General features: G+C 36.6%; 9 protein-coding genes. 8 read left to right on the top strand and 1 reads right to left on the bottom strand.

Translation table 11 applies throughout. The features are described 5' to 3' along the window. The first annotated feature begins 8 nt into the window (after positions 1–8). The 5 genes from ZA07_RS12925 to ZA07_RS12905 are packed head-to-tail and all read left to right on the top strand — an operon-like array spanning position 9 to position 10,096. Positions 9–2,882: a TIM-barrel domain-containing protein gene (locus tag ZA07_RS12925; protein ID WP_053972190.1), complete on the top strand. Its 2,874-nt coding sequence runs from the start codon at positions 9–11 to the stop codon at positions 2,880–2,882. Between the two features lie 37 nt (positions 2,883–2,919). Then, a complete protein-coding gene (locus ZA07_RS12920; protein ID WP_053972189.1) occupies positions 2,920–5,166 on the top strand; it encodes a beta-glucosidase in 2,247 nt (748 codons plus the stop codon). Between the two features lie 11 nt (positions 5,167–5,177). Beyond that, complete coding sequence (locus ZA07_RS12915; RefSeq protein ID WP_053972188.1) at positions 5,178–6,611, top strand: cellulase family glycosylhydrolase; 1,434 nt, start codon at positions 5,178–5,180, stop codon at positions 6,609–6,611. 9 nt (positions 6,612–6,620) lie between these two features. After that, positions 6,621–8,129 (top strand): alpha-L-fucosidase, encoded by a 1,509-nt coding sequence (locus ZA07_RS12910; RefSeq protein ID WP_053972187.1) that lies wholly within the window; start codon positions 6,621–6,623, stop codon positions 8,127–8,129. A gap of 5 nt (positions 8,130–8,134) precedes the next feature. After that, positions 8,135–10,096 carry a sialate O-acetylesterase gene (locus tag ZA07_RS12905; RefSeq protein WP_053972186.1) on the top strand — a complete coding sequence of 654 codons (1,962 nt, stop codon included), beginning with the start codon at positions 8,135–8,137 and terminating at the stop codon, positions 10,094–10,096. Between the two features lie 133 nt (positions 10,097–10,229). On the opposite strand, the gene ZA07_RS12900 is transcribed toward ZA07_RS12905, so the two are convergent. Next, on the bottom strand, positions 10,230–10,586 hold the full coding sequence (locus ZA07_RS12900; protein ID WP_197276738.1) for a PKD domain-containing protein: 357 nt from the start codon (positions 10,584–10,586) through the stop codon (positions 10,230–10,232). 243 nt (positions 10,587–10,829) lie between these two features. On the opposite strand from ZA07_RS12900, the gene ZA07_RS12895 reads away from it, so the two are divergent. From ZA07_RS12895 to ZA07_RS12885, 3 genes are all read left to right on the top strand, one after another. Next, positions 10,830–11,912 (top strand): S9 family peptidase, encoded by a 1,083-nt coding sequence (locus ZA07_RS12895; RefSeq protein ID WP_053972184.1) that lies wholly within the window; start codon positions 10,830–10,832, stop codon positions 11,910–11,912. A 135-nt stretch (positions 11,913–12,047) separates the two neighbouring features. Next, complete coding sequence (locus ZA07_RS12890; protein ID WP_053972183.1) at positions 12,048–12,791, top strand: DUF6090 family protein; 744 nt, start codon at positions 12,048–12,050, stop codon at positions 12,789–12,791. Positions 12,792–13,382: 591 nt separating this feature from the next. Further along, positions 13,383–14,942 (top strand): right-handed parallel beta-helix repeat-containing protein, encoded by a 1,560-nt coding sequence (locus tag ZA07_RS12885; protein ID WP_053972182.1) that lies wholly within the window; start codon positions 13,383–13,385, stop codon positions 14,940–14,942. The last annotated feature ends 1 nt before the right edge of the window (position 14,943 follow it).

Genomic DNA, 14,943 nt, shown 5'->3' with positions numbered 1-14,943 from the left:
TAAATAAAATGAAAAGAAGTAGATTATATCTAGGTTTGTTGACAGGAGTGCTTTTAGCTTCTTGTAATAAGGAACAAGCACCGTATCAAAAAACAGATGATGGGATTGTGGTCAATCTCAGCCAACCACAGGAACATGGAGCATCAACATTAAGCTTGCAGGTATTAGGTGATGGTTTGGTACATGTGTCAGCAACACCTCAAAAGGAATTTCCTAAGGATTCTAGCTTAATTATACTTCCTGGTTTGAAACCAGCTTCTTTTGATGTGTCCCAACAAGGGGATTCTATTTCGGTTTCTACTAAAGTCTTGAATGTTTTGGTTTCTTCGGTAGATGGAGGGATTACTTTTAAAGATAAAGAAGGAAAAGTTATTTTGTCTGAACAAGAAGGAGGCGGAAAAACTTTTGAACCCATTCAAGTAGAAGGTACCGATGGTTATTCTGTTCGTCAAATATTTGATTCTCCAGAGGATGAAGCATTTTATGGCTTAGGGCAACATCAGTCTGATGAATTTAATTATAAGGATAAAAGTGAAGAACTATTTCAGTATAACACCAAGGTGTCTGTGCCTTTCATTGTTTCAAATAAAAATTATGGGTTGCTTTGGGATAGCTACGCCTTAAGCCGTTTTGGAGACAGCAGACCCTATGAGCAACTTAATGAAGTGTTCAAACTTTATGATAAGGAAGGAAAGGAAAATGCCTTGACAGGAACCTACAAAACTCCAGAAAATGGAGGTCAAACCATTGTTAGGGACGAGCCTTCTATTTTCTTTGAAGATGTAAAAAGTATCAAGAATTTACCACAAAACTTTCCTTTGAAAAAGGCCAATGTGCTTTATGAAGGTGATATTGAGGCTTCTCAAAGTGGTGAATTTAAATTTATCCTTTACTATGCAGGATACATAAAAGTCTATTTAAATGACGAATTGATGGTTCCAGAACGTTGGAGAACCGCTTGGAATCCTAACAGCTATAAATTCAATTTCAATATGGAGGCAGGAAAGCGTGTTCCATTGCGAATTGAATGGAAACCTGATGGAGGAAGTTCCTATTGTGGGCTTCGCGTGAGAAAGCCACAATTGGAAGAAGAAAAAGAGAATCAAGTGTGGTGGAGCGAAATGAACAAAAAAATGGACTATTATTTTGTTTATGGAAGCAATATGGACGAAATCATTAAAGGTTATCGTACGTTAACTGGAAAATCTCAAGTCATGCCTAAATGGGCCATGGGTTACTGGCAAAGTAGAGAACGTTATAAAACCCAAGATGAGATTTTAGGCACCCTAAAAGAATTTAGAGAAAGAAATATTCCGATTGATAATATCGTATTGGATTGGAACCACTGGGAGGAAGACCAATGGGGAAGCCATGAATTTGATAAAGCTCGTTTTCCAGACCCTCAAGGAATGGTCGATTCCATCCATCAAATGAATGGAAAAATGATGATTTCAGTTTGGCCTAAATTCTACAAAAATACCGAACACTACAAAGAATTTGATGAAAAAGGATGGATGTATCAACAGGCTATAAAGGATAGTATTCGTGACTGGGTAGGACCTGGTTACATAGGATCTTTTTATGATGCCTATTCAGCTGGAGCTAGAAAATTGTTCTGGAATCAAATTTATGAGCATTACTACCCATTAAATATAGATGCGTGGTGGATGGATGCCAGTGAGCCAAATGTTTTGGATTGTACCGATATGGAGTACCGTAAGGCTTTACAAGGACCAACAGCTTTAGGACCTTCAACCGAATATTTTAATACCTATGCCTTAATGAATGCTGAAGCCATTTATGATGGTCAAAGAAGTGTGGCACCAAACAAGCGTGTATTCTTGTTGACAAGATCTGGTTTCGCAGGATTACAACGTTACTCTACCGCTACATGGAGTGGTGACATCGCCACCAGATGGGAAGATATGAAAGCCCAAATTTCTGCAGGATTGAACTTTGCTGTTTCTGGAATTCCATACTGGACTATGGATATAGGTGGTTTTTGTGTAGAAGACCGTTATGTAGCCGCTCAAATAGCTTATAATGGCAATGGAAAGGAAAATGCCGATTACAAAGAATGGAGAGAATTAAATGCCCGTTGGTATCAATTTGGTGCCTTTGCGCCATTATACCGTGCTCATGGTCAATATCCATTTAGAGAAGCTTGGAATATTGCTCCGGAAGGGCATCCAGCTTATGAATCTATCTTGTACTACACCAATTTGAGATATAGATTAATGCCTTACATCTACACATTGGCAGGTAAAACCTATTTTGATGATTACACCATCATGCGTCCATTGGTTATGGATTTTGCTCAAGATAGAAAAGTTGAAAATATCAGTGACCAATTTATGTTTGGTCCGTCGCTTATGGTGAATCCAGTATATGAGTACGAAGCTCGTAGTCGTGAGGTTTACTTCCCAAGCACAAGCAATTGGTATGATTTTTACACAGGAACTTGGATACAGGGGGGGCAAACCAAAACTGCAGAAGCGCCTTATGGAAGAATTCCACTTTATGTTCGTGAAGGAGCCATTATTCCAACAGGACCACAAATTCAATATACTGATGAAAAACCAGCTGATCACTTAGTGATTTATGTATATAGAGGTGCTGATGGGACATTCAATTTGTATGAAGACGAAGCGGTTAACTACAATTATGAAAAAGGGAAGTACACCAACATTCCATTTGAATACAATGACGCTGAAGGCACTTTGACCATTGGTAAAAGAGAAGGGTCATTTGAAGGCATGTTGGCCAATAGAAAGTTTACCATAGTATCAGTTGACAAGGAGCATCCAGTAGGGATGACCTTTGATAATCAAGGACAAACTGTCGAATATGATGGAGCGTCTCAGACCATTCAATTGCAATAAAAAAAGTTAGAGAAGAAGTATTAAAAAACACACTATAATGAATAACAAACTTATATATAGTTCTGTATTGGCTGTGGCCATGGTTTTTACATCCTGTAAAAATGAACAAAAAACTGAGGAAACCACTTCGGTTCAGGTTGAGAAGTCAAAGACCTATCAAGGTACACCGATTTCCAAGGAATTTGATTCTAAAATTGACAGTTTGGTTTCGGCCATGACTTTAGAGGAAAAAGCCGGTATGTTACATGGTAGTACCATGTTTGCAACAGCGGCAGTGGAAAGATTGGGAATTCCTGAGTTAACTATGGCAGATGGACCATTAGGTGTTAGAGAAGAGATTTCATTAGATTCTTGGGCTCCTGCAGGTTGGGATAATGATTTTGCTACCTATTATCCAGCAGCTGGTGGCGTAGCAGCAACCTGGAATACAGATTTAGCTTATGTTTTTGGAAACAGTGTTGGGGAAGAAACGATAGCAAGGGACAAAGACGTGTTGTTATCTCCAGCTATCAATATCATTAGAACACCGTTAGGAGGAAGAACTTATGAATACTTTACAGAAGACCCTTTCCTAAATAAAAAGCTAACAGTGCCATTTATTGTTGGTCTTCAAGAAAATGATGTGGCCGCTTGCGTGAAGCACTTTGCTGCCAATAACCAAGAAACCCATCGGGACTTTGTGGATGTTCAAATAGACGAAAGAACTTTAAGAGAAATCTATTTGCCTGCATTTAAAGCAGCGGTTGAAGAAGCCCATGCTTATAGCTTTATGGGAGCTTACAACAAGTTTAGGGGAGACTATTTATGTGAGAATGACTACATGCTTAATCAAGTGTTGAGAAACGAATGGGGATTTGAGGGAATCGTTATTTCCGATTGGGCAGCAGTTCACGATACTAAAAAAGCTTTGGAAAGTGGAACCGATATTGAAATGGGTACCCCAAAACCATTCAACGAGTTTTATTTCGCCGATGCTTTGATTCAAGCTGTTAAAGATGGAAAAATTGATGAAAAACAAGTTGATAAGTCCGTAAAGCGCATCTTAAGAATGATGTACACTCTAAAAAGTGTTAACGATAAAGGTCGCGCTAAGGGAAGTATCAGCACCGAGGCACATTTCCAAGATGCCTATGCCATTGCAGCTGAAAGTGTGGTGCTCTTGAAAAATGAAAACAACTTACTGCCATTAAAGACAGAAGGAGTTAAAAGTATTGCCGTTATAGGTAATAATGCTAAAAAGAAAAATGCTCTTGGCGGATTTGGTGCTGGTGTAAAAACAAAAAGAGAAGTAACACCTTTGGAAGGGCTTCAAAATAGATTGCCAGAGGACATCACAATTAATTATGCAGAAGGGTATTTAGAGCGTTATTCCAATAATGAAAAGGCCAAATTAGGAGATATTACCCTAAACGGTCCTGTGACTATTAATGAATTAGACCCAAAAATGTTGGAAGAAGCTTTAGAGGCTGCTAAAAATTCTGACATGGCGATTGTTTTTGCTGGATCCAACCGTGATTATGAGACAGAAGCTTCAGATAGAGCTACTTTAGCGCTTCCTTTTGGTCAAGAAGAATTAATCGAAAAAGTATTGGCAGTCAATCCTAATACCATAGTGGTTTTTATCGCTGGGGCTCCATTTGACATCAAAAAGGTAGCAGATCAATCAAAAGCTGTTATCTGGTCTTGGTTTAATGGTTCTGAAGGTGGAAATGCCTTGGCTGATGTTATTTTAGGAACCGTGAATCCGTCTGGTAAATTGCCATGGACCATGCCATTGAGATTAGAAGATTCTCCAGCACATGCTACCAATAGCTTCCCTGGAGATCAAACTGTTTCTTATGACGAAGGTATTTTGGTAGGATACCGTTGGTTTGATACCAAAAATGTGGAACCACTTTATTCTTTCGGATATGGGTTATCATACACTAATTTTTCACTTTCTAATTTAAAAACAGACAAATCAGAGTATGATTTGAATGACACCATTACCGTAGAAATTTCTGTTGAAAATACGGGAGAAGTGTCAGGTAAAGAAGTGGTTCAAGTATATGTGTCCAAACCAGACTCTAAGGTGGAGCGTGCTGCTCAAGAATTAAAAGGGTTTAGCAAAGTAGAAGTTGCTGCTGGAAGTATAAAGACAACAACCGTTGAAATTCCTGTAAAGGAATTGGCTTTTTATAATGTCGATACCAAATCTTGGGAAGTGGAAAAAGGGGCATATAGCATTCAAGTGGGTAACTCATCAAGAAATATATTATCTAAGGTTGAAATAACTATTAAATAAAAAATTTTCAAATGAAGGCTTTTAATCAATTATTAAAAATGACATGGCTAGTAGCATTGCTTTTTGGGGTTATGTCTTGCAACGATGATGATGGGGATGTTGCCAAAAGTGATATTTCAATCGATAGCATACCCATAGAGTTTGTATCCAATGGAGGAACCGACTCTTTCGACATCAACGCATCAATGAGTATTGCGTGGGGGGTAAGTTCTAACTCAGAATGGTTGAGTTTCTCTCAAACTTCTGGTTTGGGAAGTGCAACTATTGAAGTGGTCGCAGAGGCTAATCCAACTGCACAGGGCAGATCTGCGGTTATCAACGTGACTACTTCCGAAAAAACCTTGACGATTCAAGTAACACAGTTGGCATCAATTACAACCTTGCCTCCAGATTCAAGTGGTATGAGTGATTATACAGCTGTTGAACTGACTTCATTGATGGGAGTTGGATGGAATGTTGGAAATTCATTGGATGCCGTTGGAGGAGAAACTGCTTGGGGAAATCCTGCGATTAACCAACAGTTAATGGACGGTGTGAAAGCAGCAGGCTTCAACACCGTGAGAATTCCGGTAGCATGGAGTAACTACATTCAAGAAGGAGATGCTAATTATACCATTAGTTTGGAAGGCTTAAATAGAGTAGAAGAAGTCGTTAATTATGTATTGGATAACGATATGTATGTCGTTTTAAATATCCACTGGGATGGTGGTTGGATGCAACCTACATACGAAGATCAAGACTATGTTAATGACCGATTGAACAAAATGTGGCAACAAATAGCCATCCATTTTAGAGATTATGATTACCACCTTCTTTTTGCTGGAACCAATGAAGTCATGGTAGAAGGAGATTACGGAACCCCTACTGAGGAATATTATACGGTTCAAAATAGTTTCAACCAAACTTTTATTACAACAGTTAGGGAAACTGGAGGACGAAATGCATACCGTTATTTAACGGTACAAGGATTCAATACCAATATTGATCATACCGTGAATTTCGCAACCATTCCTAGTGATACAGCTGAAAACCGTATGTTGATGGAAGTTCATTACTATGACCCTTATGATTATACATTGAATGTTAGCAATGATGATACTTGGCAATGGGGCGCTATCGCCACTGATCCATCTGCAACTGCTGGTTGGGGAAATGAAGATTGGTTAGATACGCAATTCCAAAAAATGTATGACAATTATGTGAGTCAAGGAATCGGTGTGATTTTAGGGGAATACGGCGCTAGTTATAGAGCCAATGTGGACGATGCTGAAGTTTACCGTGAATATTACTATCAAAAAACAACAGAATCCGCATTACAGCACCAATTGGTTCCAATCATTTGGGATAATGGATATCCAGATGATCACCAAATGGGCTTATTTAATCGCGCCAATGGGGAGGAATATTTTCCTGTAATCATTGACGCTATAACCATTAATCTTTAATAGCAAAGTATGTCTAGGACATCAAACATATTACAACATTACGTTTACATTTTATTTGTAGTTAGTCTTTTTTTTAGTTGTAAACCCAATGAAAAGCATAATGAGGTTAGTGTTCCTCATTATGCTTCCAATTGGGATTCTTTGGCCTCCTATGATGAAGCTCCAAAGTGGTTCAAAGAAGCTAAATTCGGAATTTATGCCCATTGGGGATTGTTATCTGTCCCATCTTATGCCAATGATTGGTATCCTAGAAACATGCATATAGAAGGCACAAATGAAAACAGACACCAAGTAGAAACTTACGGACCTTTATCAGAATTTGGTTATCATGATTTTGTGCCCATGTTTAAGGCCGAAAACTTTAATGCTAAAGAATGGGCTGATCTTTTTGAAAAAGCTGGCGCTAAGTTTGGTGGTATTGTAGCCATCCATCATGACGGATGGTCCAATTGGGACAGCAAAATCAATCCGTGGAATTCCATGGATAAAGGACCTCATAGAGATATTTTAGGAGAGCTAGGAGAGGCAATTCACAGTAAGGGAATGAAGTTTGTTACATCTTTTCATAAAGCAAGGAATCTTCAAATTTTTAAAAATGACTCTACCAAGTGGTTAGAAGATACTTCATATTTTCCCTACAATCCTAATATGGCAACTTCTTCGGAAGACTCTATAATTAGTGTTATGTATGGAAATATTCCGAAGGAACAGTTCTACAAAAACTGGTTGGGCGAACTTAAAGAAGTCATTGACGGTTACCATCCCGATTTAATTTATTTCGATAGCAAATTGGATAAAATTCCTGATGCCTATAAACGTGATTTTGCTGCTTATTATATCAATGAATCTTTAGCTAGAGGACAAGAGGTAGTGATAACCCACAAAGAAGGGGAATTGCCAAAATCTGTTAGCTTGGAGGATTTTGAGAAAGGGAGAATGAATAAAATCACAGAGGATTATTGGTTAACAGACGAGACCGTATCAGTAGGTAGCTGGAGTTATGTAAATAATTTGGGATTAAAAACAGCCGATGAAATTGTTGATTTGCTGGCCGATATTGTTAGTAAAAATGGGGCTATGATGCTAAATGTATCACCCAAACCCAGCGGGGAAATTCCTCAAGATCAACAAGAAATTTTAATGACTATTGGGGAGTGGCTCAAAGTAAATGGAGAAGCTATTTATGCATCTTCTACTTGGGATGTTTTTGGTGAAGGTCCTACGAGACAGGAAAAATCAGGGATGTTTTTGGATAAACTGTCATATACTGCTCAAGATGTTCGATATACTAGAAAAGACAATTATATTTACGCCATTGTCCTTGGGTGGCCGGGGAATGATGTGGAAGTGGTCCTAGAATCTTTTTCAAATACAAATAGTCAAGTATCAAATATTTCAATTTTGGGATATGATAAAGAAGTGTCTTTTGAATTAAAACCAGATGGATTACATATTCAAACCCCTAATCAAATGATAGATGACAAGGCTTTTGTTATTAAAATTGCAATAGATAAATAAATGCTATGATAAAACATATTTTAACACTCTTAATCGGGCTAGTATCCTTAAATGCATTGGCAGATGTGGAACTTCCGCTTATGTTCTCAAACGGAATGGTTATGCAAAGAGACCAAGCAATTCCTGTTTGGGGTTGGGCTAAACCAGGAGAGAAAATTGAAGTTCATTTCAAAGCACAAAACATAAAAACCCAGGCAGATGAAAATGGTAAATGGCGTGTGACATTGGATCCAGAAAATCATGGAGGTCCTTTTACACTTAAGGTTAAAGGGAACAATACCATTAAAATTGAAAATGTCTTAGTAGGTGAAGTTTGGATTGCAAGTGGTCAATCCAATATGGAATGGGCTATGAGTAATATTCAGAATGCTGATGTCGAACAGAAGGATTCCAACTATCCAGAAATCAGACAATTCTTGGTTCCAAGTGAAATGAGCACCGTACCAAAAGATCGTTTGACTGAAGGACAATGGAAAGAGAGTAATCCCAAGAATATAGGTGAGTTTACTGCTGTTGGATTTATGTTTGCCAAAAAGCTTTATCAAGAATTGGGAGTTCCAATAGGTATAATTAACACCACTTGGGGTGGTACTTGTGTAGAAACTTGGACCAGTAAAGATGCTTTGGAAGAAGTGCCTGAATTTGCACATTTCATGTCAAATCTGCCGAACTTGGATATTGACAGTATGCTTAAAATCCAAAAACAAAAGTTGATAGGCACTGTAGAAATGTTGCAAGGTCAGAAACTGTTAAATGACAATCCTTCAGAAGTGATTAAGTCCGTTTATGACGACTCAAGTTGGCCCGAGATGAATTTACCTGAGCTTTGGGAAAATAGAATGCTTCCTAATTTGGATGGAGAAGTATGGTTTAGAAAAACTTTTAATATTGATTCTGACTTGGCCGGAAAAGAGGCGGTATTGCACTTGTCAAAAATTGATGACGATGATATCACTTATTTGAACGGCATAGAAGTAGGAACGACTTCTGGTTATGACGTAAGCAGAGTTTATAAAATTCCAACCGGTATTTTAAAAGCAGGTGAAAATACCATCACCGTAAAAGTGACCGATTACATTGGTGGAGGCGGAATTTATGGATCTCCAACTGACTTGAAGTTAACCGTTGAAGGTTCTGATATTTCCCTAGCAGGCTTATGGAAATTTAACGTTGCTGAGGTAGTAACCCAATTTTCTCCCAATAGTTTTCCTTCTTTACTCTATAATGCCATGGTAAACCCATTAATTCCATATGCGGTTAAAGGGGTGATTTGGTATCAGGGAGAAGCCAATGTTCATAGAGCAGTAGAATACAAAAAGTCTTTTCCTTTGATGATTGAAAATTGGAGAAATAAATGGGGGGAAGGTGCTTTTCCATTCTATTTTGTGCAATTGTCCAGTTTTAATGAATTTAATGGAAATAGCAATGTGGGAAGTAAATGGGCCGAATTAAGGGAAGCACAAGCCTACACCGTGGAGAATGTAAAGAACACAGAAATGTGTGTAACAGTTGATATTGGTAATCCTAAGGACATACATCCAAGAAACAAACAGGATGTTGGTTTACGTTTGGCAGCCATTGCCTTAAATAAGGATTATGGAAAGAAAGTCACTTATCAGGGACCTACTTTTAAATCGCACACCATTAAAGGAAATCAAGTGGTTTTATCCTTTGAGCATGTCAAGGATGGGTTCAAGGTGAAAGATGAACAAGGTATTCCAAAAGGATTTGAGGTAGCAGGAGCTGACAAAAAATTTGTGCCAGCACAAGTTGAAATTAAAAACGGAAAACTTCTGATTTCTAATGATAGCATATCAAATCCGGTTGCCGTTAGATATGGTTGGGTAGATGATGCTAGCGCGTGTAATGTATATAATAAGGCAGGATTCCCTATGGAGCCTTTTAGAACAGATGATTGGGAATTGTCCACAGCAAAAGAATCTTATATGATTTCAGATTTGAAATAGAGGAATACGTGAACTTAAAAAAAAGCTATCAAATTTAAATTTGATAGCTTTTTTGTTTTGAAGATTAAATAGTGCTTGGAAAAAAGTCACGTATATAGGATTCTTTTAATACAATAGGATTAAAGGAGATTTTCTAGTCTACCGTAATTGACTTGTCTTTCGTGAAAGAACAGTTGTTACCTTCTTCATTTACAGATACACTTGCTTTTATTAAGTAGGTTCCAGCCGAATTGTAGGTGTGAGAAGTAGTTGCTCCTGATCCTGATGAACCATCTCCAAAATCCCATTGAACATTTGATAAACTATAGTCACCATTGTATTCAATCTCAAAATTTACTTGTAGGGCATTATTTGAGTCAATATTATGTACTATGTGAGTTATCGATGTTTCTCCAAGGCAACTGAAAAAGCTATCAGCATCATCATCACTACATGATAAAATGATAGTAGATACTGTAATGATCATTAAGTATAAAAATTTGATTTTCATGGTCATAAGGATTTTTGTTATGAACTTAAAAATAGATTTTTATTTGACAAGTATTTCTATTTTTTAAAATTTCTTTCCTATTGAAAGTATTATCCTTTTTTTTTTTACTTTTTGAAGCAGAAGCATATAAGGTTTAGTTCCTTGATTTCTTTAAGAATTCCAAAAGACAAAGTACTTCTTTATCTATCTTTGAAAGGACCCGTTTCAATCATTTAAGTATTAGTTTTCAAAAACTTTTTAAGTATGAATTTAAATAAGAAAACCATTTCCCTGTTTTTATTGTTAATATCGACCTCCCTATGTCTATTTGCACAAACCAAAAGACCACAGGAGCCCAAAGAGCCATTTGATTATGTTTCTGAAAATGTCGTTTTTGAAAACAAGGTGGATCATATTTCTTTGGCTGGGACCTTATCATATCCAAAAAAGGGTTCCAACTTCCCTGCAGTTATTCTGATAAGTGGAAGCGGGCCTCAAGATAGAAATTCAGAGCTCTTAAAACATAAACCATTTCTGGTCATTTCTGATTATTTGACTAATAATGGTATAGCTGTCTTACGCGTTGATGATAGAGAGACAGGTGAGTCACAGGGTAGTTACAATGACACAGGTTTGGATGGCTTTGTAAACGATACTGAAAGTGCTTTTCAATATTTAAAATCCAGAAAAGAACTAAATCATTCCCAAATAGGCTTGATAGGACATAGTTTAGGAGGCGTCATTGCACCCATTGTGGCAAGTGAAAATGAAGGGGTTGCTTTTATTGTACTTCTTGCTGGTTCTGGTATAAGGGGTGATCAATTGATGTTATTGCAAAAGGAATTAATTGAGAGAAAAGCGGGTGTTCCAGAATTTGGAATTGCACAGGGACAAAATAATATGAAGGGGGCTTATGACCTTATTATAAAATCAGAGGATAGAGTGCAATTACAAGGAGAACTAAAAGATTACTTCACTAAAGTGTTTGGTGCCATGTTGCCAGAAAATCAAATTAATACTCTTTCAGAGCAGATGTCATGGCCATGGTTAACCGACTTTATAAAGTTTGACCCACAAACAGCTTTAAGCAAAACCACTTGCTCTGTTTTGGCTCTAAATGGATCTAATGATTTACAAGTGCCGCCCAAAGAAAATCTAGCGGCTATTGAGAAAATACTCCATGAGAATGGCAATAAGAATGTGACGGTTTTTGAGCTCGAAAAATTGAACCATTTATTTCAAGAAAGTGAAACAGGCTTACCAAATGAATATGGAACCATAGAGCAAACTTTTTCACCACAAGCAATGACTATTGTGCTTGACTGGATTAAAGAAAGAACGGAATAAGAGATCCGAAAATGGTTAGATAAAACTTTTGGAATAAAAAAAAGCTCCATTTTCTTAAATCACTTTCCCCATGCAGCTTTTCATTTTTACGTCATAATTGATTAAAAATCATATTTTTAGGTAAAATTTGTGTTTATGATAAGCTTCTTTCGAAAAATTAGGAAGGGATTGGTTACTGAGAGTAAGTTCAAAAAGTATCTTCTTTACGCCGTGGGCGAAATAATTCTTGTAGTTATAGGGATATTGATTGCTTTACAAATAAACTCTTGGAATGATTATCGAAAGGAACGGAAAAGCGAACAATTGATTTTACACAATTTTAAAAACAACTTAGAGACAGATATTGAATTACTTAATCAATTCCAAGATGGAGCAGAAATTGGACTTAAGGCTGTAGATACAACCTTGTTGATTGTTAATGGCCATCTAGGATTTAATTTTAACTCTTTCTCAAGTAGTATTGAAAAAATTCTTTCAAATAATTATTTTCAAAGTACTACCACAACCTTTGATCAAGCCATTAGTACAGGAAAAATAGACTTGATTCTTGATGATAAACTTCGGTCAGAATTACTTTATTATTATAAACTCACAAAGCTAAATTTTGATGACAATAGAATGTTGGAGACCAATCAGGAGTTTGTTTTTCCTAGCATCTTTTCTACGGTTGTACCAACAAAGACAATTGCTCATGCCCTTACTGGTATAGAAAACAATCTTCCTGAATTAGATTTGGAAGTGCTGGGAAAGAATCGAGAATTTATTACATGGGTACTTTTCAAAAAATCCGCTTTCCAGAGGCAATCTCAGAATTACATGTTTTTAAAAGATGAGGTTGAACATCTTATTGAAATGATAAATAGTCAACTACAAGATTAAAATAGAAGTGAATTTAAATGAAAATGGGGTTCAAAAAGTGATAATTCCATACAATTTATATTCGATTGTATATGTAGAAATCATTACTATGGCATTCGTGAGCAAAATTGACTTCTTGTATGGTATCAAAATATAAGACAATCTAACAAAGAATTAATGGGTGATATAGCCACTGAAATACATAAATAGGGGTGATATCATATTCTTGATTGAACAAGAAACGTTATTTCAGTAAGAAAATTCCTTAAATATCGATTAAAAACACTTTTTTTACGATAAAATACACTTTTTTGTTTGTTTTTTTAAAATATATAAATACATTTGGCAACAAGAAATGATTAATTAATAGCGACCACTCCCTAAATTTTTTCCCAATTGGGGAGCACCTTTTAGTAATTAACAATGGTTCTTTGTCTTATAGAATTCATCAATAGCATTCAAGGTTGAAAGTTCAATCCCATAATGATAAGATGTAATTTAATAAGCACTGTAGTTCAATTGTTTTATTCTAAACCGTGTAGAAACGTATTTCTTTTCTAGGTTTTTAAGAAATCATTTAAGAGACATATTAATTTTTAAACGGATTAGAGAATGATTAGCCCCAAAAAAAATCACTCCAGTACCCGAGCATGGTTAACCCAGCAATTAGGTAGTTCTTATAGAACAACTGCCAAGTTCGGAATCATTATGTTAGTACCCATGTTCTTTGGGTGTACTTCAGAAACAGAGGATCTTGTTGAGCAAGGTTTAGAAACCGAAGAGGTACTTGCAGAAAGCCAGGAAGATGTCATTGAATCTTCAGAGGATACACCTGCAGTTACTAATACCTTTTTTATTTCACCCACAGGTAATGACGCCAATGATGGGTTAAGCCATGAAACGGCTTGGAAAACTAGTGAAAGAGCTAGTGAAGAACATGTGAATCCAGGATTTTCAATCATGTTCCAAGGAGGAGCCACTTACGGCGTCCTAACATTGGATTCTAATGATGGGGGAGACCCAAACAATAAAATTATGGTTAGTTCTTATGGATCAGGAACAGCTACCTTACAAGGGGTAGACGTTATTAATACTTCTGGTTTGGAATTAATAGGTTTTAATGTGGCTGTTCCTTCGGTTGCACCTGGTGAATTTCCAAGAAATGGAATTAACCTACTAAATGATTTACAAGGAAATACCAAAATGGAAGATATTTCATTAGCCAATTTAAATGTTAGTGGTGCCTATACGGGGATTCAAATAGAAGGAGTTAATGATACTTCTGGATTTTCTGAGGTTCTTATAACAGATTGTACGGTTTTTGACTGTATGGAGAGTGGTATTCAATCAAAGGGATTTTTCAGTCAAAGTAAAGTGGGATACTCTCATGAAAATATTCATGTTTCAGATTGCCATGTTTACAACATAAGTGGATGGGATAATGCTTGGAGCCATAGTGGAAATGGTATTGTATTATCTGATGTTCAATATTCATCTATCTCCGGTAGTGAAGTACATGACAGTGGTTACGACAATACCCATTGCGGTGGTAACTGCGGTATCTGGTATTGGGATGCTAAAGATGTGCTTATAGAGCACAATGAGGTTTATAACATCATGAGTCAAGGTTGTGATGGAGCAGCCTTTGATTTGGATGGAGGAGTTGTTAATGGAACTATGCAGTACAACTATTCTCATGATAATTTTGGTGCAGGATTTCAGGTAGGACAATTTGAAGGTGCCAGAGATATGTCAAACATCATGGTGAGATATAATATTTCAGATAATGATGCCAATGGTTATAGTGGTAGTTTATTTGTTTTCAATATGGCCTCACCAAACTCCATTTCTGGTATTTATTTCTTTAATAATACAGTGATTCAAAACGAAAATTTGGCGTTTATGTCTTATAATAATTGGAATCAAAATGTAGTACAAGTAAAGAATAACATTTTGTATGGTGGTATTGACGCCCATAACAAAATTCAGTTTGAAGGAAATTCCTATGAAAATCCTAACTTGTTCAATTACCAATTAGATTCAAATTCACCACTAATAGATGCTGGTGTTAATTTAGATTTGGACGTCAATGTGCAGGATTATTTTGGAAATCCACATTTGGTGGGAAGCTCACAAGATATAGGTGCACATGAATTTCCAGAAACATTATAGT

This window comes from Mangrovimonas sp. ST2L15 (genome assembly GCF_001280515.1).
Lineage (GTDB): Bacteria > Bacteroidota > Bacteroidia > Flavobacteriales > Flavobacteriaceae > Mangrovimonas > Mangrovimonas futianensis.
The sequence above is the reverse complement of the archived record's forward strand: the minus strand, read 5'-3'. Positions and strand labels throughout refer to the sequence as shown.

What these genes read in the sequence shown, in the direction of transcription:
- ZA07_RS12925 (WP_053972190.1), top strand. Translation starts at nt 9, where the DNA reads ATGAAAAGAAGTAGATTATATCTAGGTTTGTTGACAGGAGTGCTTTTA.
- ZA07_RS12915 (WP_053972188.1), top strand. Translation starts at nt 5,178, where the DNA reads ATGAAGGCTTTTAATCAATTATTAAAAATGACATGGCTAGTAGCATTG.
- ZA07_RS12895 (WP_053972184.1), top strand. Translation starts at nt 10,830, where the DNA reads ATGAATTTAAATAAGAAAACCATTTCCCTGTTTTTATTGTTAATATCG.
- ZA07_RS12920 (WP_053972189.1), top strand. Translation starts at nt 2,920, where the DNA reads ATGAATAACAAACTTATATATAGTTCTGTATTGGCTGTGGCCATGGTT.
- ZA07_RS12910 (WP_053972187.1), top strand. Translation starts at nt 6,621, where the DNA reads ATGTCTAGGACATCAAACATATTACAACATTACGTTTACATTTTATTT.
- ZA07_RS12905 (WP_053972186.1), top strand. Translation starts at nt 8,135, where the DNA reads ATGATAAAACATATTTTAACACTCTTAATCGGGCTAGTATCCTTAAAT.
- ZA07_RS12890 (WP_053972183.1), top strand. Translation starts at nt 12,048, where the DNA reads ATGATAAGCTTCTTTCGAAAAATTAGGAAGGGATTGGTTACTGAGAGT.
- ZA07_RS12885 (WP_053972182.1), top strand. Translation starts at nt 13,383, where the DNA reads ATGATTAGCCCCAAAAAAAATCACTCCAGTACCCGAGCATGGTTAACC.
- ZA07_RS12900 (WP_197276738.1), bottom strand. Translation starts at nt 10,586, where the DNA reads ATGAAAATCAAATTTTTATACTTAATGATCATTACAGTATCTACTATC.